Origin of the sequence: Streptomyces sp. NPDC001933 (genome assembly GCF_042890955.1) — a bacterium.
GTDB lineage: Bacteria > Actinomycetota > Actinomycetes > Streptomycetales > Streptomycetaceae > Streptomyces.
Genome location: NZ_JBIASS010000014.1, coordinates 240,679 through 261,622, shown reverse-complemented (window position 1 = coordinate 261,622; position 20,944 = coordinate 240,679). Strand labels below are relative to the sequence as shown.

Genomic DNA, 20,944 nt, shown 5'->3' with positions numbered 1-20,944 from the left:
CTCTTTCGTGTCCGATTCCCGGTCGAAGCGGGATCCTGCTTTTCGCTTTCCAGTTCTTCGCTTTCGCGTTTCCCTTTCCGGCGAGTCCGACTCTACCAGATCCTTTCGGGCCTGATTCCCAGTCAGCGGGGTTTGTCTTCCCGGCCGTTGGGCCGTTCCGACGAGTGAGACTTTAGCGGAATCCTGGGCCCCGACGCTAATCGGGGGTCACGCTCCTTCGAACGTGGATTCCTCATTCCGCAAATGCGCACAGAAAGTCCGGCGACGGATGTCGCTGGTCAGATGTGGTTACTGCGGGATGGCTGTCCGGGGACCGACCGGAGTCGGCGCTCACGTCGGACAACTCGGAGCACACTACGGATGCGGGCAGGGCGTGTCAACCCCGGGCTGGGTCCGGTTGCCGGTGGAAGGCCAGGCGGTAGTCGCGGGGGCTGGTGGATACGTGGGTGGCGAAGTGCTGGCGCATGGTGATCTCGCTGCCGAAGCCGGTGCGGCGGGCCACCTCGGGGAGGGGGAGGTCGGTGCGTTCCAGGAGCTTCTGGGCTGCGGCGATGCGCTGGGTGATCAGCCAGCGCAGCGGGGTCGTGCCGGTGGTGGCCTGGAAGCGGCGGGCGAAGGAGCGGGGGGACATTCCGGCGCGGGTGGCGAGGGAAGCGACCGTGTGCGGTTCCGCCAGATGGGCCAGGGCGAAGGCGCGTACTGCGGCGAGGGTGTCGGCGTCGCGGTCGGCGCGGGGGGTGGGGTGCTCGATGAACTGGGCCTGGGTGCCGGTGCGGAACGGGGCCGTGACCATCGAACGGGCGATCGTGGCCGCGATCTCGGCCCCGTGCATCGTGCGTACGAGTTGGAGGCAGAGGTCGATGCCGGCCGCGGTGCCCGCTGACGTCCAGATGTTGTCGTCGTGGAGGAAGAGGGCGTCCTGGGTCACCTTCACATGGGGGTAGGTGGCGCGGAGGTTGTCGGTGAGGTGCCAGTGGGTGACCACTCGGCGGCCGTCCAGGAGGCCGGCCTGGGCGAGCGGGAAGGCGCCGCCGCACAGGGACGCGATCGGGGTGGCCCGGGCGTGGGCGCGGCGGAGGGCCTCCAGGACCGGGGCGGGGGCCGGGATCAGGTGGTCGTCGAGGCCGGGGACGACGATCAGGTCGGCGCGGGCGAGCCAGGCGAGGGTGCGGTCCGGGGTGAGGGAGAGACCGCCGCGCAGAGCGATGGGGGCCGGTTCGGCGGCGGTGCGGCGCAGCTCGAAGGGCGGGACGCCGCGGTCGGTGCGGTCGACGCCCCAGACCTCCGTGATGACCGAGACGTCGAAGGCGCGTACGCCGGGGAAGGAGACGAGCGCGATGCGGGTGGGTTCGGAGGGGGGCGCCATCGTGGCAGTAAACCATCGGTCGATGGCTTTCTGCCCTCTGGGGCAGGGCGGTGCCGGGCGGCAGGATCGTTCGCATGGAGATCGCAGAGAACGCGGCACTGATCGTGATTGACGTACAGAACGGCTTCGAGGAGGAGTCGTACTGGGGGCCTCGGAACAACCCGGAGGCGGACCGGAACATCGCGGGGCTGATCGATGCCTGGCAGTCGAGCGGGCGGCCGGTGGTGTTCGTACGGCATGACTCGCCCAAGCCGGACTCGCCGTTGCGGGTGGGGCAGCCGGGGAACGACTTCAAGGGGTACGTGGAGGAGCGGCGCGGGAAGGGCGGTGGGCCCGAGCTGTTGCTGACGAAGAGCGTGAACTCCGCCTTCTACGGGACGCCCGATCTCGCCGAGTGGCTGGAGCGGAGCGGGATCCGGCAGCTCGTGGTGGTCGGGATCCAGACCAACATGTGCGTCGAGACCACGGCGCGGATGGGCGGGAACCTCGGGTACGAGGTGTTCGTACCGCTGGACGCGACGCACACCTTCGATCTGACCGGGCCGTGGGGGTGGACGCAGAGCGCGGACCAGCTGGCGCGGGCCACCGCCGTGTCGTTGCACGGCGGTGGCTTCGCGAAGGTGGTGCGCAGCGCGGAGCTGATCGCTGCCGCGGTGTAGGTCAGCCGTTGCCGGAGGCGAGTTCGCGGCTGCGGTCGCGGGCGGCTTCGAGGGCGGCGATGAGGGCGGCCCGCACGCCGTGGTTCTCCAGTTCGCGGATGGCGCTGATGGTGGTGCCGGCCGGGCTGGTGACGGCTTCGCGCAGCTTGACGGGGTGTTCGCCGCTGTCGCGGAGCATCACGGCGGCGCCGATGGCGGCCTGGACGATCAGGTCGTGGGCCTGGGCGCGGGGCAGGCCGAGCAGGATGCCGGCGTCGGTCATCGCCTCGACGAGGAAGTAGAAGTACGCGGGGCCCGATCCGGACAGGGCGGTTGCCGCGTCCTGCTGGGACTCGGGGACGCGGAGGGTCTTGCCGACGCCGCCGAAGATCGCCTCCGCTGCGGCGAGGTGGTCGGTGGTGGCGTGGCTGCCGGCCGAGATGACGGACATGCCCTCGTCGACGAGGACGGGGGTGTTCGGCATGACGCGCACGACCGGGGTGCCCGCGGCGAGGCGGTCCTCGATGAAGGCGGTCGTGATGCCCGCGGCGGCGCTGATGACCAGGCGGTCGGGGGTGATGTGCCCGGAGAGCTCGTCGAGGAGCCGGCCCATGTCCTGGGGCTTGACCGCGAGGATGAGGATGTCGGCGCGCTTGGCGGCCTCGGCGTTGCTGACGGAGTCGACGCCGTAGCGGTTGTGGAGTTCCTCGGCGCGCTCGGAGCGGCGCGTGGTGACCAGCAGGTTCGCCGGGCGCCAGCCCGCCCGGATCATGCCGCTGAGCAGGGCCTCGCCGATCTTGCCGGTGCCGAGTACTGCGACTGTCTGGGTCATGTGGTTCACCCTCCGGGCTGTGCTGACGGATCTCGGTGCTCGGTGCTCGTGTCCGTCATCCTCGCACCGGCCCGTCAGGCGGTGCGGCGACGGAGGGTGGCGGCGCCGAGGGCGAGGACGAGGAGGGCGCAGCCCGCCACGACCAGTACGTCGCGGACGAAGTCGCCGGTGATGTCGGTGTGGCCGAGGACCTGGTTCATGCCGTCGACCGCGTACGACATGGGCAGCACGTTCGAGATCGCTTCGAGGAAGGGGGCCATCCGGTCGCGGGCGATGAACAGTCCGCAGAGCAGGAGCTGCGGGAAGATCACGGCGGGCATGAACTGGACGGCCTGGAACTCGGAAGCGGCGAAGGCGGAGACGAACAGGCCCAGTGCCGTGCCGAGCAGCGCGTCGAGCAGGGCGACCAGGAGCAGCAGCCACGGCGAGCCGGTGACGTCCAGGCCCAGCGCCCAGACCGAGACCGCGGTGGCCAGGAGCGACTGGACGATCGCCACGGCGCCGAACGCGAGGGCGTAGCCGGCGATCAGGTCGCCCTTGCCGAGCGGCATCGCGAGGAGGCGTTCGAGGGTGCCCGAGGTGCGTTCGCGCAGGGTGGCGATCGAGGTCACCAGGAACATCGTGATCAGCGGGAAGATGCCGAGGAGCGAGGCGCCGATGGCGTCGAAGGTGCGGGGGCTGCCGTCGAACACGTACCGGAGCAGGCTGATCAGCACGACCGGAACCAGGAGCAGCAGGGCGACGGTGCGGGCGTCGTGGCTCAGCTGGCGCAGGACCCGGGCGGCGGTGGCCAGGGTGCGGGCCGGGCTCAGGAGCGGGGTGCCGGTCGCCGGGGGCGGTGCCGGGGGCGGTGTCGGTGTCGTGCTCATCGGGCGGGCTCCTGACGGGTGGCGGCCTGGTCGACCAGGTGGAGGAACGCCGCTTCGACGGTGTCCGCGCGGGCGGCGGTGCGCAGCGCCTCGGGGGTGCCGTCGGCGAGGATCTCGCCCTCGCGCATGAGGAGCAGGCGGTGGCAGCGTTCGGCCTCGTCCATGACGTGCGAGGAGACGAGGAGCGTGGTGCCGCGGTCGGCGGCGAGGCGGTGGAAGAGGTTCCACAGGTCGCGGCGGAGTACGGGGTCCAGGCCCACGGTGGGTTCGTCGAGGACCAGGAGTTCCGGGGTGCCGAGCAGGGCCACGGCGAGGGAGGCGCGGGCGAGCTGGCCGCCGGAGAGGGTGCCGGCGAGGGCGTCGGCGTGGCTGGTCAGGTCGACCTCGGTGATGGCGCGGGTGACGGCGGCGCGGCGGGCGTCGCGCTGTCGGCGGCCTGGCAGGAGGATCGCCGCGAAGTAGTCCAGGTTCTGCCGGACGGTCAGGTCGGTGTAGACGGACGGGTCCTGGGTGACGTATCCGATGCGCGGGCGGAGCGCGGGGTGGCCCGCGGGGCTGCCGAGCACGTCGAGAGTGCCGGTGACCTTGGCCTGGGTGCCCACGACGGACCGCATCAGGGTCGATTTCCCGCAGCCGGAGGGGCCGAGGAGGCCGGTGATCCTGCCGGGTTCGACGGTGAAGTCGATGGAGCGCAGGACCGTGCGGTCGCCTCGTACGACCGTGAGGCCGTGGGCCTCGATGGCGGCACCCCGGTTATTCATCATGTGATGAATATGGTCCCGGGGTGTCTGCCCGTCAAGAGGTGGTGCCGGGGACGACGGCCACGCTCAGGTCGACCGCGTAGCTCTCCTCGACCGTGCCGTCCGGGAAGAGTTCCGCGAGCCGGGCGCCCTCCTCGGTGAGGAAGCGTCGCGTGGGGTCCGCGCCGAGGACGAGGAAGGCGGAGTGGCTGCCGAGGTTGGCGAGGTGGGTGTCGAGGGGCACCCGCCGGGTCCAGGGCAGCCGGCGGTGCGCGAAGTCGAGCCCGGACGGCAGGTCGCGGGAGCGGACGGCCGAACCGTGGGCGGAGTCGCCGGCGCCGAAGAAGCGGCGCAGCCGGGCGTCCTGCTCGGCGATCCACGGGACGGAGTGGTCGGAGACGTTCCACCAGAGGGCGAGGGCGCCGCCGGGGCGAAGGACGCGCAACGCCTCGGGGGCGGCGAGGGCCGGGTCCGTCCAGTGCCAGGACTGGGCGTACGTGATCAGGTCGGCCGATGCGGTGGCGAGGGGGAGGCGGTTGCCGTCGCCGCGTACGACCGGCAGGTGCGGGAGCGAGCGGTGGAGCTCCGCCGCCATGCCGGCGCCCGGTTCGACGGCGGTGACCCGGGCGCCGCGTTCGTGGAGGAGCCGGGTGGAGATGCCCGTGCCGGCGCCGATGTCGACGGTGCGGGCGCCCTGCAGGGGGCGGTGGGCCAGTTCCTCGACCGCGTCGAAGAGCGTGGGCGGGTAGCCGGGGCGGGCCGCGGCGTACTGGGCGGCGGCCCGGTCGAAGGAGAGCGCGCGGGGCGGGGCCGGGGTGGCCGGCGGTGAGGAGGTGGGGGCGGATGCGGGTGCGGGGCGGTGGGAATCGGCGGGAACCATGGGTTCATCGTGGCTCGCACCGGGGGCGTGCGCCGGTTTTTTCACCGGGCCGGCGAGCGGGCGCGGGCTCACGCACCGGGCCGGCGAGCGGGCGCGGGCTCACGCGCCATCGGGGCGGAGCCGGGGTGCCTACTTGCGCTTGGGGCGCTTGCCCTTGGTGTTCTTGCGGGCCGCCGGGTTCCCGGTGCGGGCCGTGCGGCGCTTCTCATAACGGGCCAGGGCCGTCTCGTACTCCGTGCGGTGCAGCTGCTCGCCCGGCGCCTCGCGGAAGGTACGGAGGAAGTACGCGATCAGCGAGCCGACGAAGCCGATCGTCTTGAGACCGCGCAGATTGGCCTCGCGCGCCGGGTCGGCGGGGCGGCGGCTGAACCCTTCCCAGGTCTTGCGGAAGGCGATGGCGCTGCAGATGGCGAACATCAGCACGACCAGGATGCCGACGAAGCTGCCGACGTCGGCGATCTCGAGCCCCTGGTAGGCGAACCGGAGCACGAAGCAGGCGGCGACCGCGGCGGCCAGCGAGCCGACCGCCGCCCCGACGCGTCGCAGCCCGTAGCCCCCGCCGTGGTCGACCCAGGTCGTACCGAAGAAGCGCAGGGGCTCGGGCTGCGGGCCGGGCGTGCTGGAGCCGGGGGCTTCGCTGTTCTCGCTCACGAAGCCGATTATCCCCGGGCGGTCGCGGCCCCGGACGCGCCGGGCACCGCCCCGTTCAGTCGCAGCGCGGTGCGATGTAGCCGTCGCTGCCCGTGTGGACGTAGGCGTCCGCCACGAACTGGCCGTTGGCGATGTTGTCCCAGAGGTTCGAGGTGCCGTACGGGCCGGTGACCCGCTCCCCCGGCTTCTGGCAGTAGACCGGGACCTTCATCCCGTACGGGAGGGTCCTGACGATCCCGTACTGGGTGCCCGGTCCGGTGCGGACGTTGACGCGGTAGCCGGGCGCGATCGGGTACCTGGTGACGTCGTCGGAACCGGCGAGCGCCGCCACGTCCTCGGTGACGTCGGCCGCGGCGTCGGTGGTGGCGGCGGTCGTGATGTCGGTGTGCTCGTCCATGGCCATGAGGCCCTCCCCCGTTGAGAGTCGGTGTGTACGACGCGCAGGCTACTAAGCCCCGTCCGGATCGCACGCACCATCGACTAGGCTCCGTGCGTCGCGCTTGCGGACGAACACACGGGGGTGGGCGATGCCGCCGCTGCGAGGTACCGGCGCCAATCCGGAAGCGGAGCATCCGGAGTACGCCGGGCAGTACCGTCTTGAGGCACGTCTCGGCGCGGGCGGCATGGGGGTCGTGCACCTGGCCCGCTCCGCCTCCGGACTGCAGCTCGCCGTCAAGGTGGTGCACGAGCAGTACGCGGCGAACCCGGAGTTCAGGGCGCGTTTCCGGCAGGAGGTCGGGGCGGCCCGGCGGGTCAGCGGCGCCTTCACCGCGCCGGTCGTCGATGCCGATCCGGACGCCGCACGGCCCTGGATGGCCACCCTGTACGTGCCCGGCCCCACGCTCGCCGACCAGGTGAAGCGGAACGGGCCGATGGCCCCGGCCGGGCTGCGCAGACTGACGGCCGGGCTCGCCGAGGCGCTGCGGGACATCCACCGGGCCGGTGTCATCCACCGTGACCTGAAGCCGAGCAACGTACTGCTCTCCGACTCCGGGCCCAAGGTCATCGACTTCGGGATCTCCCGCCCGTACGACAGCGATCTGCGCACCGAGACGGGCAAGCTGATCGGCTCGCCGCCCTACATGGCGCCCGAGCAGTTCCAGCGACCGCGTGAGGTCGGGCCCGCCGCCGATGTGTTCGCCCTGGGGGCCGTGCTCGTCCACGCGGCGACCGGCCGGGGGCCCTTCGACTCGGACAGCCCGTACATCGTGGCCTACCAGGTGGTGCACGACGAGGCCGATCTGGCGGGGGTGCCGGCGGACCTGGCCCCGCTGATCGGGCAGTGCCTGACGAAGGACCCCGCCGGGCGGCCCACCCCGGACGAGATCATGACGACGCTGCGTCCGCCCTCGTACGAGGCCGCCGCGTTCATACCGTCGCAGCGGCGGCCGGTCACCGGTCCGGCGCCCGTACCGCAGACCGGGGCCGACGCCTCTTCCGGCGCGGAAGCGGACACGCACGTGGGCGAGGGCTCGGCGGCGCGGGGCAGTAAGGCGGCTGCCGGAAGCGGCAAGCGGCGGTGGCTGGCGGCCACCGCGGCGCTGCTGGTCATGGGGGCCGGCGGGGTGTGGGCCGTCGGCACGGGCGTCGATTCCGGCGGGGCCGGTGAGTCGGGCGGTACGGGCGGGACGAAGGACTCGGCGCAGGAGCTCGCCCCGTGGCGGACGGCCCTGCGGACCACCGGCAAGGCGACCCCAGCCTGTTCCCCGGCGGACGGCGCCGGGGCGGAGGCGTCCGGTCCGCCCGCGCTGTACTGCGCGGCGGACGGCATCGGTGTCTCCCGGCTGGATCCCGCGGACGGCCGGGTGCTGTGGTCGCGCGGCGCCGAGGCCGACGCGCCGGCGGTCGGCGTGGTGTCGGTCTCCGGCGGTCTGGTGCACACGGCGGTACCGGGCGGGAAGCTCCGGGCGTACGACCCCGCCAAGGGCGAACAGGTCTGGGCCGCGGAGCTCTCCCCGTACCTGGGCACCCCCTTCGACGCGGGTGACGCGCTGCTGCTGGTCGCCGAGGACGGCACCACCGAGGCGCTCGACTCCGCGACCGGGGTGTCCCTCTGGCGGCATCGGCTCGCCGGGCACCAGCGCCCGGACTACGCGCTGTACGACGCCCGCACCGGGCTGGCCTACGCGTTCGAGCACTCGGCCTACGGATCGACCACGCTGGTCTCCGCCGTCCACGCCGCGACGGGGCGCACGTCGTGGCAGCGGCGGCTGGACGGGATGCTGACCCCGGTGGGGACCTCGGACGGTGCTCTCGTCATGACGGCCATGAACGGGGACGCCCAGACCGTCGGGCTCGTCCGCTACGAACCGGGGGCGCACAACGCCGTACGGATGGCGCTGCCGTTCCGGATGAACGAGCCGGAGGTCGTACTGGGCGGGGACACCGCCTACCTGCTGGCGCACGGCGGGACGCTGGTCGCCGTCGACACCCGCCCGGCCGAGGGCGGAAAGACGGTGCGCTGGCAGCTGGAGACCGGTGCCGGGCGGACCTCCGCTCCCGTCCTCGCAGCCGGGGACCGGCTGTACTTCTCGGCGGCGGACGGACGGCTGCTGGCCGTGGACACCGAGCACGGGAAGCTGCTGGGCCAGACGGGCCCACGGCTGCGGAACGGCAGGCTCACGTACTCCTCGGCGCTGCCCGCCCCGGTCGCCGCCGGGCGGACCGTCTTCGGGACCGCGCCCGACGGGTCCGTGTTCGCCGTGGACGGGCAGGACCCCGCCCGCTGGTGAGAGCGGGCGGGGTCCGGTGGTCCGTCGGCCGGCGGGCCGGTCAGCCCAGCTTGGACACGTCGCGCACCGCGCCCCGGTCCGCGCTCGTCGCCATCGCCGCGTAGGCGCGCAGCGCGGCCGAGACCTTGCGCTCGCGGTTCTTCGGCGCGTACACGCCGTTCAGCGCCTCGCGGCGGGTGGCCAGCTCGGCCTCGGGGACGAGGAGCTCGATCGAACGGTTCGGGATGTCGATCCTGATCCGGTCGCCGTCCTCGACCAGCGCGATCGTGCCGCCCGACGCGGCCTCCGGCGACGCGTGGCCGATGGACAGGCCCGACGTACCGCCGGAGAAGCGGCCGTCGGTCACCAGGGCGCAGCTCTTGCCGAGGCCGCGGCCCTTGAGGAAGGAGGTCGGGTAGAGCATCTCCTGCATGCCGGGGCCGCCGCGCGGACCCTCGTAACGGATGACGACGACGTCGCCCTCCTTGATCTCCTTGCGGAGGATCTTGTCGACGGCCTCGTCCTGCGACTCGCAGACGACCGCCGGGCCCTCGAAGGTCCAGATCGACTCGTCGACGCCCGCCGTCTTCACGACACAGCCGTCCTCGGCGAGGTTCCCCTTGAGGACCGCGAGGCCGCCGTCCTTGGAGTAGGCGTGCGCCAGGTCGCGGATGCAGCCGCCGGCCGCGTCCAGGTCGAGGGTCTCCCAGCGCTCCGACTGCGAGAAGGCGGTCGCGGAACGGACGCATCCGGGGGCCGCGTGCCAGAGCTCGACGGCCTCCGGGGACGGGGAGCCGCCGCGGATGTCCCAGTCCTTCAGCCACTGGGCGAGGGAGTCGGAGTGGACCGAGTGCACGTCCTCGTCGAGCAGGCCGGCGCGGTGCAGCTCGCCGAGGAGGGCGGGGATGCCGCCGGCCCGGTGGACGTCCTCCATGTAGTACGTGCCGCCGGGGGCCACGTTGGGGGCGACCTTCGACAGGCAGGGGACGCGGCGCGAGACCGCGTCGATGTCGGCGAGGTCGTAGGACAGCTCGGCCTCCTGCGCCGCGGCGAGCAGGTGCAGGATCGTGTTGGTGGAGCCGCCCATCGCGATGTCCAGCGCCATCGCGTTGTCGAACGCGGCGCGGGTGCCGATGGAGCGGGGCAGGACCGTCGCGTCGTCCTGCTCGTAGTAGCGCCTGGTGATCTCGACGACCGTGCGGCCAGCCTCCTCGTACAGCGCCTTGCGGGCGGTGTGCGTGGCGAGGACGGAGCCGTTGCCGGGGAGGGAGAGGCCGAGGGCCTCGGTCAGGCAGTTCATCGAGTTGGCGGTGAACATGCCGGAACAGCTGCCGCAGGTGGGACAGGCGTTCTCCTCGATACGGAGGATGTCCTCGTCCGAGATGCTCTCGTCGACGGCGTCACTGATCGCGTTGACCAGGTCGAGCTTGCGGACCGTGCCGTCGACCAGGGTGGCCTTGCCGGCCTCCATCGGGCCGCCGGAGACGAAGACCGTCGGGATGTTGAGGCGCATCGCGGCCATCAGCATGCCGGGGGTGATCTTGTCGCAGTTGGAGATGCAGATCAGCGCGTCCGCGCAGTGCGCCTCGGCCATGTACTCGACGGAGTCGGCGATCAGGTCGCGGGAGGGGAGGCTGTAGAGCATCCCGCCGTGGCCCATCGCGATGCCGTCGTCGACGGCGATGGTGTTGAACTCGCGGGGCACGGCGCCCGCGGCCTTGATGGCGTCGGAGACGATCCGGCCGACCGGGGCCAGGTGGGTGTGGCCGGGGACGAACTCGGTGAAGGAGTTGGCGACCGCGATGATCGGCTTGCCGATGTCCTCGCTCGCTACGCCCGAGGCCCGCATAAGGGCGCGGGCGCCCGCCATGTTGCGGCCGTGGGTGACAGTGCGGGACCTCAGCTGGGGCATCGTCTCTCGCTCCTTCGACGTTTAAGACTGCCTACGAGCGTACGCCTCCGGCTCCAAGATCTGGACACAGTGTCCGAAATGCGGGACGAAGTGCTCGGTGAGTGGGCGGGGTGCCCGTGCGGGTTCAGGACTCCGTCAGATAGCGCTGGAGCGTCGGGGCGACCATCGCGATGATCTCCTCGGGGTCGGCCGAAGCCAGCGGTTCCGCCCGGATCACATAGCGGAGCATCACGATCCCGAGCATCTGCGAGGCCGCCAGCTCCGCGCGGAACGTGGCGTCCGGTACGTCCAGTGCCTCCGCGACCCGTTCCAGGAGCCGGCGCAGCACGAATCCCCGCAGGACCTTCGCGGCCGCCTCATGGGTCAGGGCGGATCGCATGATGGCCAGCAGCGGGGCCCTGGACGCCGGGTTCTCCCACACGGCGATGAAGTAGCGGGCCAGCCGCTCCCCCAGCCCGTCCGTGCCTTCGCCGAGGACGGCCGGGATCTCCAGGGCCGGCTCGAAGGACAGCTCGATGGCGGCCGCGAAGACCTCGTCCTTCGTGCCGAAGTAGTGGTGGACCAGGGCGGAGTCGACGCCCGCCGCCTTGGCGATGCCCCGGACCGACGTCTTGTCGTAGCCGCGCTCCGCGAATTCGTTGCGGGCCGCCTCCAGGATGCGGGTGCGCGCGTCGGGGCCGGTGGTCTCGGCGGTACGGGAGGGGCGGCCGCGGCGCTTGGGGGGTGTGGGGCCGGTGGGGTCCGTGGGGCCGTCGTCGGCGCCGTCCGTGGAGTCGGTGGAGTCGGCGGGGTCCACGGGGGTGTCGCCCGTCACTGGCGCGGTGCCCGGGTCGGGGACGACGCCAGGTGGAGCCGGGTGAAGGCCAGCGCCTCCGCCAGATCGGCCTCGCGTTCGGCGGTGGACATGGCCCGGCGGGTGTTGACCTCGATGACGACATGGCCGTCGAAGCCGGTGCGGGCCAGGTGCTCCAGGAGTTCGGCACAGGGCTGGTCGCCGCGGCCGGGCACCAGGTGCTCGTCCTTGTTGGAGCCCTTGCCGTCGGCGAGGTGGATGTGGGCGAGCCGGTCGCCCATCCGGTCGACCATCGCCATGCCGTCCGTGCGGGCCGTCGCAGTGTGCGAGAGGTCCACTGTGAAGTGGCGGTAGTCGTCGTTGGTGACGTCCCAGTCGGGGGCGTACGCGAGCATCTCGCGGTCCCGGTACCGCCAGGGGTACATGTTCTCCACGGCGAACCGCACATCGGTCTCGTCCGCCATGCGCCAGATCCCGGTGACGAAGTCACGCGCGTAATTGCGCTGCCAACGGAACGGCGGATGGACGACCACGGTCGTCGCCCCGAGCTTCTCCGCCGCGGCGCGGGCCCGCTGGAGCTTCACCCACGGATCGGTGGACCAGACGCGCTGGGTGATCAGCAGACAGGGCGCGTGGACGGCGAGGATCGGCACCTGGTGGTAGTCGGAGAGCCGCCGCAGGGCCTCGATGTCCTGGCTGACGGGGTCGGTCCACACCATGACCTCGACACCGTCGTAACCGAGGCGCGCGGCGATCTCGAAGGCCGTCGCCGTCGACTCCGGGTAGACGGAAGCCGTCGACAGGGCGACCTTCGCATCCGGGATGCGCACCACTGGTTCTGCCACTGGGACAGCGTACGGGCAGTGGTACGCCCCGCCGAGAGTTCCCGGCGGAAAGTGAGCAGGGCCATGGCCGGTTTCCGGCCGCCCGGCGACGCCCGGCCGGGCGCGCTCAGCCGCCCGCGACACCGGCAAGCCCAGCAGGGCGCGCTCAGCCGCCCAGGGCGTCCGGCTCCTCCGTCGGCAGGTGGTCCAGGCGGCGCAGGATGACGCCCTCGCGCAGCGCCCAGGGGCAGATCTCCAGCTCCTCGACCCCGAACAGGTCCATGGCGCCCTCCGCGACCAGCGCCCCGGCGAGCAGCTGCGCGGCCCGGCCCTCGGAGACGCCGGGCAGGCCGACGCGCTGCTCGGCCGTCATCGCCGCCAGCTTCGGCACCCACTCCTCCAGAGATTTGCGGGTGAGGGTGCGCTGCACGTACAGGCCTTCGGTGGAGCGTGCGGCGCCGGCGATCCTGGCGAGCTGCTTGAAGGTCTTGGACGTGGCCACGACATGGTCCGGGCGGCCGAGGCGGGTGAACTCCCCGACGCTCCGGGCGATCCTGGCCCGGACATGGCGGCGCAGCGTCTTCACCTCAGCCGGGTCCGGCGGATCGCCCGGCAGCCACCCGGCGGTGAGCCGGCCGGCCCCGAGCGGCAGCGAGACCGCGGCGTCCGGCTCCTCGTCGATGCCGTACGCGATCTCCAGCGAACCTCCCCCGATGTCCAGGACCAGCAGCCGCCCGGCCGACCAGCCGTACCAGCGGCGCGCGGCGAGAAAGGTGAGCCGGGCCTCCTCCGCGCCGCTGAGGACGGCGAGGTCGACGCCGGTCTCCTCGCGCACCCGGGCCAGCACCTGATCGGCGTTGCTCGCCTCCCGCACCGCGGACGTGGCGAACGGCAGGACGTCCTCGCACCCCTTGTCCTCGGCGGCCTGGAGCGCGTCGGAGACCGTCGCCACGAGCCGGTCCACACCTTCGGGGCCGATCGCCCCGTCCTCGTCGAGCAGTTCGGCCAGGCGCAGCTCCGCCTTGTGCGAATGCGCGGGCAGCGGGCGTGCGCCGGGGTGCGCGTCCACCACCAGCAGATGCACCGTGTTCGAACCCACGTCGAGGACTCCGAGTCTCATGGCAGGAACGCTACCGGGGCGACAGACTTACTCTTGGCGCGTGCCAAAGACGAAAAAGGCGAAGCCGGGCAAAAACACGAAGAAGCAGAGAACCGAGCAGGAGGCGCAGCAGCAGGAAGTGAACGGACCGGTCCGGTCCGACGACGAGACGGGGATCGATTTCGCGCGCGCCTGGGTCGAATTCCCGGACCCGGGGGACGACGAACAGATCTTCCGCTGCGACCTGACCTGGCTGACCTCCAGGTGGACGTGCATCTTCGGCAGCGGCTGCCAGGGCATCCAGGCGGGCCGTGCGGACGACGGGTGCTGCACGCTGGGCGCGCACTTCTCGGACGAGGACGACGAGAAGCGGGTGGCGGGCCACGTGGAGCGGCTGACCCCCGAGCTGTGGCAGTTCCACGACGTCGGTACGGAGACGGGCTGGGTCCAGCTCGACGACGACGGGGAACGCCAGACCCGGCGCTGGAAGGGCTCGTGCATCTTCCAGAACCGGCCCGGATTCGCGGCGGGTGCGGGCTGCGCCCTGCACATCCTGGCGCTGCGGGAGGGCAAGGAGCCCCTGGAGACCAAGCCGGACGTCTGCTGGCAGCTGCCCGTCCGGCGCACGTACGACTGGATCGACCGGCCCGACGACACCCGGGTGCTCCAGGTGTCGATCGGCGAGTACGACCGCAGGGGCTGGGGTCCCGGCGGCCACGATCTGCACTGGTGGTGCACCTCGGCGACCTCGGCGCACGGGGCCGGGGAGCCGGTGTACGTCTCGTACCGGCCCGAGCTCACCGAGATGATGGGCGAGAAGGCGTACGAGCGGCTCGTCGAACTGTGCGAGGAGCGGCTGTCCGCGCTGCTGCCGATGGCACCGCACCCCGCGGATCCGGTCCCTCCGGCCGATCCTGCGTGACCGCACGGGGGTGGGTGGGCCCGTACGGTCTGCCCCTCGGCCCGCCGGATCGGTCCGGCCGGATCGGTCCGCCGGATCGGCCTGTCGAGTCGGCCTGCCCCCTCAGCCCGTCGGATCGGCCCTTCGAGTCGGCCTGCCCCCTCAGCCCGTCGGAGTCGTGCTCGGTCCCGGCCCGTCGGTGGGCGTCGGGTCCGGTGACGGGTCGGGCGGGCCCGGGTCCGTCGGGGTGGGCGTGGGATCGCTCGGGCCGGGCGTCGGGTCGGTCGACGGCGTGGGATCCGGCGAGGACGTGGGCGGAGCCGACGGCCCGGTGGTGGCGGACGGATCGGCGGGGACCGGGCGCCCCGGGCCGCCGGGCGTGAGCGGCGGTACCCCGCGCCCCCGGATCACCACCGCCGAGCCCGACGGGGCGAGGGCGATGCGCACGCTCCACGGGCCGGCCGGTTCCCGCCGGTGGTCCACCAGGACGTGGAGCGTGATGCTCTCGCCCGCGGCGAGGGTGCCCGAGTAGCGGCTCAGCCGCACCCAGGACGCGTCCGGGCGGGCCGACCAGGCGACCGGCGCGCCGCCCGACGCGGTCAGCCGGATCAGGGTCGTGCCGCCGGACGAGCGGGCCTCGACGGTGAGCCCGCCGGCGCCGCCCCGGCCCGGACCCGTGCTGATCACCTCCGCCGAGACGTCCGGGGCACGGCCGTCGGCGAAGCGGGCGCCGGGCTGGGGGCGGGCGTTGCCCGCGTTCTCGTAGTGGCCGTCCGCGGTGCCGTCGAGCTCCGGCCGGACATCGCTCTCGGTGGCGGTGACCGAGGAGCCCTCGTGGCCCTCGCCGGTCTGCGGCGCGCCCCGGTAGGCGGTCCAGAGCGCGATCACGGGGGCGGCGACGACCGTCGCCACCACCGTCGTCGTCACGACCCTGGCCCGCAGCCGGTCGCGGCGCGCGGCGTGGTCCTTCGGGTCCATGGGGAAGCCCGTCCGGTCGAAGCGCGGGCCGCCGGAGCGGTTGCGCTGGGCGTGGACCATCGCGACGTACGCCGATGGCCGGGGCGCCTCGACGACCGGCAGCGCGGCGGCCGCGGTGACCGCGGCGCCGGGCCAGGGGCCTTTCGCGCCGGCCCGTTCGGCGGCCCTGCGGCAGCGGGGGCAGTCGTCGACGTGGCGGACGAGTTCGCGGCGCAGGGCGGCGGAGAGCAGGACGCGGTGTTCGCCGGTGAGCCGGGCGACGGTGGGGCAGTTGGCGGTCTCGACGACGGCGAGGGCGGCGCGGGTGCGCTCCACCTCGCAGGCTGCGGCGGCCAGCAGCTCACGGGCGGTCGCCGGTTCGAGACCCAGGACGGAGGCGACGGCGCGTGGGGGGAGGTGGTGGCGCACCGCGAGTTCGAGCGCCTCGCGCTGCTCGGGGGTGGTGCCCGCGGCCTCGGGCCAGGCCAGCTGGGCGAGCTCGCGGCGGTGCGCCTCGGCGGCGGCCTCGGTCTCGGGGGCGCGGGCGGGGCCTGCGGGGGCGCCGCCCGGCGTGGACGCGGCGGTGGCCGGAGCCTTCGCGGCGACGGTCGGGGGCGTGCGGCGTCCGGCGCGCGCCCCCTGGGGCACCGATCCGCCCGACGGCTGCTTGCCCGGAGGGCCGCCCGCCCGCTTCGTCTCCTGCTTCGAGGAGAGCCTGCGCGGCTGCTTCCCCGCCTTGTGGCCGTGCGCCTGGCGGCCCTGTTTCTGCTCGGCGAGCTTGCGCAGGCACATCCATCTGGCCAGCGCGTACAGCCAGGATTTACGTTCCTCCTCGCCCGCCGGGCACCGGCCGTCCTGCCGTTCCGCGATCGCGAGCACACCGCCGAGCGCCTCGGTGGCGGCGTCGTGGTCGCAGAGCACGGAGAGGCAGTAGGTGAACAGGCCGTCGAGATGCGGTTCGTACCGGGCGGGCGGCCGGCGCGGCGAAGTGTGCGCCGGGAGGCGGGGCGCACCGCGTCGCGCCCGGTGTGCGCCGGTGGTGTGCGTGGGGGGCTCCAGACCGCTGCTCGTCACCTTGCGACCGTAGGCAGCACAGCGCACACCTTTCGCTCCCCTTCAGCACTTTTAATCCTTACGGGTGAACGTATCCCTCAAAAGGGGACAGGAATTACCTAATTCGCCGGAAGCACCGCGACATTCCGCCGGAAGCACCACGGCATTCCGCCGGAGCCACCGCGCCCCGGGAGCGGGCGCGCGTCGGCCTCCGGACCGTGCCGGGCGGCATTGTCGTACCCCACCTATACGGTTGCGCCATGGCTGCCCGTACGAAAACCGCGAAGGACCGGCCGTCCTACCGCTGCTCCGAATGCGGCTGGACGACCGCCAAGTGGCTCGGCCGCTGCCCCGAATGCCAGGCGTGGGGGACGGTCGAGGAGTTCGGCGGCGCCCCCGCCGTGCGGACCACCGCGGCCGGCCGGGTCAGCACCGCCGCGCTCCCCATCGGCCAGGTCGACAGCCGGCAGGCCACCGCCCGGTCCACCGGCGTCGGCGAGCTGGACCGGGTGCTCGGCGGCGGTCTCGTGCCGGGTGCCGTGGTGCTCGTCGCGGGCGAGCCGGGCGTCGGCAAGTCGACGCTGCTGCTGGACGTCGCCGCCAAGGCCGCGAGCGACGAGCACCGCACGCTCTACGTCACCGCCGAGGAGTCCGCGAGCCAGGTGCGGCTGCGCGCCGACCGGATCCGGGCGATCAACGACCATCTGTACCTGGCCGCCGAGACCGACCTGTCCGCGGTCCTCGGCCATCTCGACGCCGTCAAGCCCTCGCTCCTCATCCTCGACTCCGTGCAGACCGTCGCCTCGCCGGAGATCGACGGGGCGCCGGGAGGCATGGCGCAGGTCCGGGAGGTCGCCGGGGCCCTCATCCGGGCCTCCAAGGAGCGCGGCATGTCGACGCTCCTGGTCGGCCATGTCACCAAGGAGGGGGCGATCGCGGGGCCCAGGCTGCTGGAGCACCTCGTCGACGTGGTGCTGTCCTTCGAGGGCGACCGCCACGCCCGCCTGCGGCTCGTACGGGGCGTCAAGAACAGGTACGGCGCGACCGACGAGGTGGGCTGCTTCGAGCTGCACGACGAGGGCATCACCGGCCTCGCCGACCCCTCCGGCCTGTTCCTCACCCGGCGCGACGAGCCCGTGCCAGGCACCTGCCTGACCGTCACCCTGGAGGGCAAGCGGCCGCTCGTCGCCGAAGTGCAGGCGCTGACGGTCGATTCCCAGATCCCTTCGCCCCGGCGCACCACCTCCGGCCTGGAGACGTCCCGGGTGTCGATGATGCTCGCGGTCCTGGAGCAGCGCGGCCGGATCAGCTCGCTGGGCAAGCGGGACATCTACAGCGCGACGGTCGGCGGTGTGAAGCTCTCCGAGCCCGCCGCGGACCTCGCGGTCGCGCTGGCGCTGGCCAGTGCCGCGAGCGACACCCCGCTGCCGAAGAACCTGGTGGCGATCGGCGAGGTGGGCCTCGCGGGCGAGGTCAGAAGGGTCACCGGGGTCCAGCGCAGGCTGGCCGAGGCGTACCGGCTGGGCTTCACGCACGCGCTGGTCCCGACCGACCCGGGCAAGGTCCCGGCCGGTATGAAGGTCACAGAAGTCGCCAACATGGGCGACGCGCTGAGAGTCCTCCCGCGCCGGTCTCGCGCACAGGCCCCCCAGGAGGAGAGCGCACGCCGGTAGACTTTGCCCTGGTCTCGCCCGTCCGTACGAACGGTACGAGGGACGTAAGGGCACCGCAAACCTGTGACCGGAGGAGTGCAGTGGCAGCCAACGACCGGGCAGCATCGCCCGGAAAGTCCGGCCAAGGCACCGGTAATGAGGCGCTCATGCGCGCCTCGCTGAGCGCCGTGGCGCCCGGAATGGCGCTGCGGGACGGACTGGAGCGCATCCTCCGCGGCAACACCGGCGGACTGATCGTGCTCGGCATGGACAAGACCGTCGAGTCGATGTGCACCGGCGGATTCGTGCTGGACGTGGAGTTCACCGCGACGCGCCTGCGCGAGCTGGCCAAGCTCGACGGCGCGCTGATCCTCGACAAGGACATGACCAAGATCCTGCGTGCCGGCGTGCAGCTGGTGCCGGACGCCTCCATCCCCACCGAGGAGACCGGCACCCGCCACCGCACGGCGGACCGGGTCTCCAAGCAGTGCAATTTCCCGGTCGTCTCGGTCTCGCAGTCGATGCGCCTGATCGCGCTCTACGTGGACGGGGAGCGCCGGGTCCTGGAGGAGTCCGCCGCGATCCTCTCCCGCGCCAATCAGGCCCTCGCCACCCTGGAGCGGTACAAGCTCCGGCTCGACGAGGTCGCGGGCACGCTCTCCGCGCTGGAGATCGAGGACCTGGTGACGGTCCGGGACGTGACGGCCGTCGCGCAGCGGCTGGAGATGGTCCGCCGGATCGCGACCGAGATCGCGGAGTACGTGGTCGAGCTCGGCACCGACGGCCGGCTCCTCTCGCTCCAGCTCGACGAGTTGATCGCGGGCGTCGAGCCGGAGCGCGAGCTGGTCGTGCGCGACTATGTGCCGGAGCCGACCGCGAAGCGGTCCCGCACGGTCGCCGAGGCGCTGACGGAGCTCGACGCGCTCTCCCACACCGAGCTGCTCGAACTCGCGGTCGTGGCGCGGGCCCTGGGCTACAGCGGCTCACCCGAGACGCTGGATTCGGCGGTCTCGCCGCGCGGCTTCCGGCTGCTGGCGAAGGTTCCCCGGCTGCCCGGGGCGATCATCGACCGGCTGGTGGAGCACTTCGGCGGTCTGCAGAAGCTGCTCGCCGCCAGCGTGGACGATCTCCAGACGGTGGACGGCGTCGGCGAGGCGCGGGCGCGCAGCGTGCGCGAGGGCCTGTCCCGGCTGGCCGAGTCGTCGATCCTCGAACGGTACGTGTAGAGCCGGTAGCGCAGACCCGGCACAGCAGCAGGCGCAGGACGATCGGGGCCCGGGAAACCGGGCCCCGCCGCGTTCTCCGGGTCGGTGCGCCCCTGTCGGTCTCAGTCCTTCGCGAGGACGAACGAGGCGCGCTGCACCGGCTCGCCCGGCGACTTCGCCTCGACCAGATACGTACCGGGCCCGGCCGTCCCCGCTGGCGGCGTCGCGCACTGCGGGGAGCTCTTCCCGCGGTCCCACTCCACGGTGTGGACGACGGTCTCGCCCGCCGGGACCTTCAGCAGCAGCACGGCCGCGTCGCGCGGGCAGTCTTTGGACGACCACACCTGGTTGTCGTCGCCGCCCGCCTCGGTGATGGTGAGCACCGCGCTCTTCGGTCCGAGGTCGGCCTTGCAGGTGGTGGCCGAGTTGTTCGTGACGACCAGTTTGAACTTCGGCTTCTCGCCGGGGCTGTAGCTGAGTTCGGTGCTCAGGCTCAACCGGAGTGCCGCGGGGGTGCAGTCGGGGAGCGAGGAGGAGGCCGGGACCTGCTGACCCGTCGTACCGCTGCCGCTCGCGCCACCGGTCCCGGCGCCCGCCTCCGTACCGGCGTCGCCCGAACCGCCGCCGGAGCCCGTGTCCGTACCGCCGTCGTCCGAGCCGGATCCGCCCGAGTCGTCCGACTCGTCGCGCCCGCCGGGCTGTTGGCTGATGGCCGGGCCCGAGCCGTCGGGTCCCGGCGTGATCTCCTGCGCGGGGCCCGAACCGGCGGGCCGGGAGTCGTCCTTGGTCTTCTCGTCCCCGCCCGAGGTGACGACCCACACGATCAGCAGCGCGAGCAGCGCAACGAGCGTCGCCGCTACGGCCCTCCGTCGCCAGTAGATGGTGGAGGGAAGCGGACCGATCGGATTACGCAAAGATCCCACGGCGCAAACTGTACGAGAGATCGGCGCCGACTCCCGCCCCACCCGCCGCCCCGGTCCGCAAGTTTTACGGATCATCATCACGGACGGCCCGTTCAGGCCCCGCAGTGCCGCCGAGTTGGCCGCCGAGTTGGCCGCCGAGTCGACTTCCGGGGAACGCCCGGATGAACACCCGGTTTCATTGACTACCCTCTGTCACATGGATAGTTCAGTCACCGCGCCGCTCTACCGGGACATCACCGACTTCGCACATGACATGCCGTCATGGGTGCAGCATCTGGCCGAGATATGGACGGAGCTCGGGCTCCTGCTCTTCGGTGTCCTGTTCATCACCGGGTGGTGGCGTGCCCGGCGCCGGGACGACGGCGCCCTGGCACTGGCGGTGCTCGCGCCCGTCGCGACCGCCTTCGGCTATGTGGTCAGCGAGGTACTCAAGTCGGTGGTGGACGAGGAGCGCCCGTGCAGGGCGGTCGCCGGTGCGGCGGCCTCGCTGGTGAGCTGCCCGCCGCCGGGCGACTGGTCCTTCCCCAGCAACCACTCCGCGATCGCCGGCGCGGCGGCGATCGCCCTGGCGATCGCCCGCCCCCGGCTGGCCTGGCTCACCGTGCCGATGGCCCTGCTGATGGCCTTCTCCCGGGTCTTCGTCGGCGTGCACTACCCGCATGACGTGGCGGTCGGGCTGCTGCTGGGCGCCGCCGTCTCGGCCCTGGTGGTCGCCGTGCTGCGCCGCCCGGTGCAGTCGCTCGCCGGGACGGTACGGAGCAGCGGGGCGCCGATGGCGGCCTGGGCCTCGGGGCCCGGAGCAGTGCCGGCCGGCCGCTCCCGGCACCGGGCCAAGCGGCACTGACGGACCTGGCGGGACCCGGCCGGGCCCCCTTGGGCCGGTTGCCGGACCCCCGGCGCGCGGACGGGTGGCATTATCACCCCAAGGGCCCTCACGA

19 protein-coding genes are annotated in these 20,944 nt (G+C 72.7%); 6 read left to right on the top strand and 13 right to left on the bottom strand.

Going from position 1 to position 20,944, the window contains the following annotated elements; all coding sequences use genetic code 11:
- Positions 1 to 376: 376 nt before the first annotated feature.
- Positions 377 to 1,366: a GlxA family transcriptional regulator gene (locus ACFYY7_RS30550; RefSeq protein ID WP_388666621.1), complete on the bottom strand. Its 990-nt coding sequence runs from the start codon at positions 1,364 to 1,366 to the stop codon at positions 377 to 379.
- A 74-nt stretch (positions 1,367 to 1,440) separates the two neighbouring features.
- Between ACFYY7_RS30550 and ACFYY7_RS30545 the strand changes: the two genes are divergently transcribed.
- On the top strand, positions 1,441 to 2,025 hold the full coding sequence (locus ACFYY7_RS30545) for a cysteine hydrolase family protein (protein ID WP_388666618.1): 585 nt from the start codon (positions 1,441 to 1,443) through the stop codon (positions 2,023 to 2,025).
- Position 2,026: 1 nt separating this feature from the next.
- On the opposite strand, the gene proC is transcribed toward ACFYY7_RS30545, so the two are convergent.
- From proC to ACFYY7_RS30515, 6 genes are all read right to left on the bottom strand, one after another.
- Positions 2,027 to 2,836 (bottom strand): pyrroline-5-carboxylate reductase, encoded by an 810-nt coding sequence (gene proC / locus ACFYY7_RS30540; protein ID WP_383712194.1) that lies wholly within the window; start codon positions 2,834 to 2,836, stop codon positions 2,027 to 2,029.
- A gap of 74 nt (positions 2,837 to 2,910) precedes the next feature.
- Positions 2,911 to 3,705, bottom strand: a complete 795-nt coding sequence (locus tag ACFYY7_RS30535) for an ABC transporter permease (RefSeq protein ID WP_388666614.1) — start codon at positions 3,703 to 3,705, stop codon at positions 2,911 to 2,913.
- On the bottom strand, positions 3,702 to 4,469 hold the full coding sequence (locus tag ACFYY7_RS30530; protein WP_388666611.1) for an ABC transporter ATP-binding protein: 768 nt from the start codon (positions 4,467 to 4,469) through the stop codon (positions 3,702 to 3,704). Before ACFYY7_RS30530 ends, ACFYY7_RS30535 begins: the two co-directional genes overlap by 4 nt.
- Before the next feature lie 31 nt (positions 4,470 to 4,500).
- A complete protein-coding gene (locus tag ACFYY7_RS30525; RefSeq protein WP_388666609.1) occupies positions 4,501 to 5,325 on the bottom strand; it encodes a class I SAM-dependent methyltransferase in 825 nt (274 codons plus the stop codon).
- Positions 5,326 to 5,454: 129 nt separating this feature from the next.
- Complete coding sequence (locus tag ACFYY7_RS30520) at positions 5,455 to 5,976, bottom strand: hypothetical protein (RefSeq protein WP_388666606.1); 522 nt, start codon at positions 5,974 to 5,976, stop codon at positions 5,455 to 5,457.
- Between the two features lie 55 nt (positions 5,977 to 6,031).
- Positions 6,032 to 6,379, bottom strand: coding sequence for an SH3 domain-containing protein (locus ACFYY7_RS30515; RefSeq protein ID WP_351254625.1), 348 nt, complete (start codon positions 6,377 to 6,379; stop codon positions 6,032 to 6,034).
- A 124-nt stretch (positions 6,380 to 6,503) separates the two neighbouring features.
- On the opposite strand from ACFYY7_RS30515, the gene ACFYY7_RS30510 reads away from it, so the two are divergent.
- Positions 6,504 to 8,708 carry a serine/threonine-protein kinase gene (locus tag ACFYY7_RS30510; RefSeq protein WP_388666603.1) on the top strand — a complete coding sequence of 735 codons (2,205 nt, stop codon included), beginning with the start codon at positions 6,504 to 6,506 and terminating at the stop codon, positions 8,706 to 8,708.
- A gap of 40 nt (positions 8,709 to 8,748) precedes the next feature.
- Here the strand turns inward: ACFYY7_RS30510 and ilvD are convergent, their stop codons facing one another.
- From ilvD to ACFYY7_RS30490, 4 genes are all read right to left on the bottom strand, one after another.
- A complete protein-coding gene (ilvD, locus tag ACFYY7_RS30505; RefSeq protein WP_388666601.1) occupies positions 8,749 to 10,599 on the bottom strand; it encodes a dihydroxy-acid dehydratase in 1,851 nt (616 codons plus the stop codon).
- A gap of 124 nt (positions 10,600 to 10,723) precedes the next feature.
- Complete coding sequence (locus tag ACFYY7_RS30500) at positions 10,724 to 11,395, bottom strand: TetR family transcriptional regulator (RefSeq protein ID WP_388666658.1); 672 nt, start codon at positions 11,393 to 11,395, stop codon at positions 10,724 to 10,726.
- A gap of 14 nt (positions 11,396 to 11,409) precedes the next feature.
- Entirely contained in the window at positions 11,410 to 12,225 is an 816-nt protein-coding gene (locus ACFYY7_RS30495) for a sugar phosphate isomerase/epimerase family protein (RefSeq protein ID WP_388666655.1), read from the bottom strand.
- A 157-nt stretch (positions 12,226 to 12,382) separates the two neighbouring features.
- Complete coding sequence (locus ACFYY7_RS30490; RefSeq protein ID WP_388666599.1) at positions 12,383 to 13,336, bottom strand: Ppx/GppA family phosphatase; 954 nt, start codon at positions 13,334 to 13,336, stop codon at positions 12,383 to 12,385.
- 40 nt (positions 13,337 to 13,376) lie between these two features.
- Between ACFYY7_RS30490 and ACFYY7_RS30485 the strand changes: the two genes are divergently transcribed.
- Complete coding sequence (locus ACFYY7_RS30485) at positions 13,377 to 14,237, top strand: hypothetical protein (protein ID WP_388666596.1); 861 nt, start codon at positions 13,377 to 13,379, stop codon at positions 14,235 to 14,237.
- A gap of 141 nt (positions 14,238 to 14,378) precedes the next feature.
- Here the strand turns inward: ACFYY7_RS30485 and ACFYY7_RS30480 are convergent, their stop codons facing one another.
- Positions 14,379 to 16,247 carry a hypothetical protein gene (locus tag ACFYY7_RS30480; protein ID WP_388666593.1) on the bottom strand — a complete coding sequence of 623 codons (1,869 nt, stop codon included), beginning with the start codon at positions 16,245 to 16,247 and terminating at the stop codon, positions 14,379 to 14,381.
- A 239-nt stretch (positions 16,248 to 16,486) separates the two neighbouring features.
- On the opposite strand from ACFYY7_RS30480, the gene radA reads away from it, so the two are divergent.
- Positions 16,487 to 17,899: a DNA repair protein RadA gene (gene radA / locus ACFYY7_RS30475; RefSeq protein ID WP_388666590.1), complete on the top strand. Its 1,413-nt coding sequence runs from the start codon at positions 16,487 to 16,489 to the stop codon at positions 17,897 to 17,899.
- Between the two features lie 80 nt (positions 17,900 to 17,979).
- Positions 17,980 to 19,104, top strand: a complete 1,125-nt coding sequence (gene disA / locus ACFYY7_RS30470) for a DNA integrity scanning diadenylate cyclase DisA (RefSeq protein ID WP_266731937.1) — start codon at positions 17,980 to 17,982, stop codon at positions 19,102 to 19,104.
- Between the two features lie 101 nt (positions 19,105 to 19,205).
- Here disA and ACFYY7_RS30465 read toward each other — a convergent pair whose 3' ends face one another.
- The gene (locus tag ACFYY7_RS30465; protein ID WP_388666587.1) at positions 19,206 to 20,006 is read right to left on the bottom strand and encodes a hypothetical protein; all 801 of its coding nucleotides are present in this window, start codon (positions 20,004 to 20,006) and stop codon (positions 19,206 to 19,208) included.
- Between the two features lie 196 nt (positions 20,007 to 20,202).
- Here ACFYY7_RS30465 and ACFYY7_RS30460 point away from each other — a divergent pair, with 196 nt between their 5' ends.
- Positions 20,203 to 20,850, top strand: coding sequence for a phosphatase PAP2 family protein (locus ACFYY7_RS30460; RefSeq protein ID WP_388666584.1), 648 nt, complete (start codon positions 20,203 to 20,205; stop codon positions 20,848 to 20,850).
- Positions 20,851 to 20,944: the final 94 nt, after the last annotated feature.

Excerpts from the sequence above, each read along its gene's own strand:
- ACFYY7_RS30550 (WP_388666621.1), bottom strand. The coding sequence starts at position 1,366 with ATGGCGCCCCCCTCCGAACCCACCCGCATCGCGCTCGTCTCCTTCCCC.
- ACFYY7_RS30545 (WP_388666618.1), top strand. The coding sequence starts at position 1,441 with ATGGAGATCGCAGAGAACGCGGCACTGATCGTGATTGACGTACAGAAC.
- proC (WP_383712194.1), bottom strand. The coding sequence starts at position 2,836 with ATGACCCAGACAGTCGCAGTACTCGGCACCGGCAAGATCGGCGAGGCC.
- ACFYY7_RS30535 (WP_388666614.1), bottom strand. The coding sequence starts at position 3,705 with ATGAGCACGACACCGACACCGCCCCCGGCACCGCCCCCGGCGACCGGC.
- ACFYY7_RS30530 (WP_388666611.1), bottom strand. The coding sequence starts at position 4,469 with ATGATGAATAACCGGGGTGCCGCCATCGAGGCCCACGGCCTCACGGTC.
- ACFYY7_RS30525 (WP_388666609.1), bottom strand. The coding sequence starts at position 5,325 with ATGGTTCCCGCCGATTCCCACCGCCCCGCACCCGCATCCGCCCCCACC.
- ACFYY7_RS30515 (WP_351254625.1), bottom strand. The coding sequence starts at position 6,379 with ATGGCCATGGACGAGCACACCGACATCACGACCGCCGCCACCACCGAC.
- ACFYY7_RS30510 (WP_388666603.1), top strand. The coding sequence starts at position 6,504 with ATGCCGCCGCTGCGAGGTACCGGCGCCAATCCGGAAGCGGAGCATCCG.
- ilvD (WP_388666601.1), bottom strand. The coding sequence starts at position 10,599 with ATGCCCCAGCTGAGGTCCCGCACTGTCACCCACGGCCGCAACATGGCG.
- ACFYY7_RS30490 (WP_388666599.1), bottom strand. The coding sequence starts at position 13,336 with ATGAGACTCGGAGTCCTCGACGTGGGTTCGAACACGGTGCATCTGCTG.
- radA (WP_388666590.1), top strand. The coding sequence starts at position 16,487 with ATGGCTGCCCGTACGAAAACCGCGAAGGACCGGCCGTCCTACCGCTGC.
- ACFYY7_RS30460 (WP_388666584.1), top strand. The coding sequence starts at position 20,203 with ATGGATAGTTCAGTCACCGCGCCGCTCTACCGGGACATCACCGACTTC.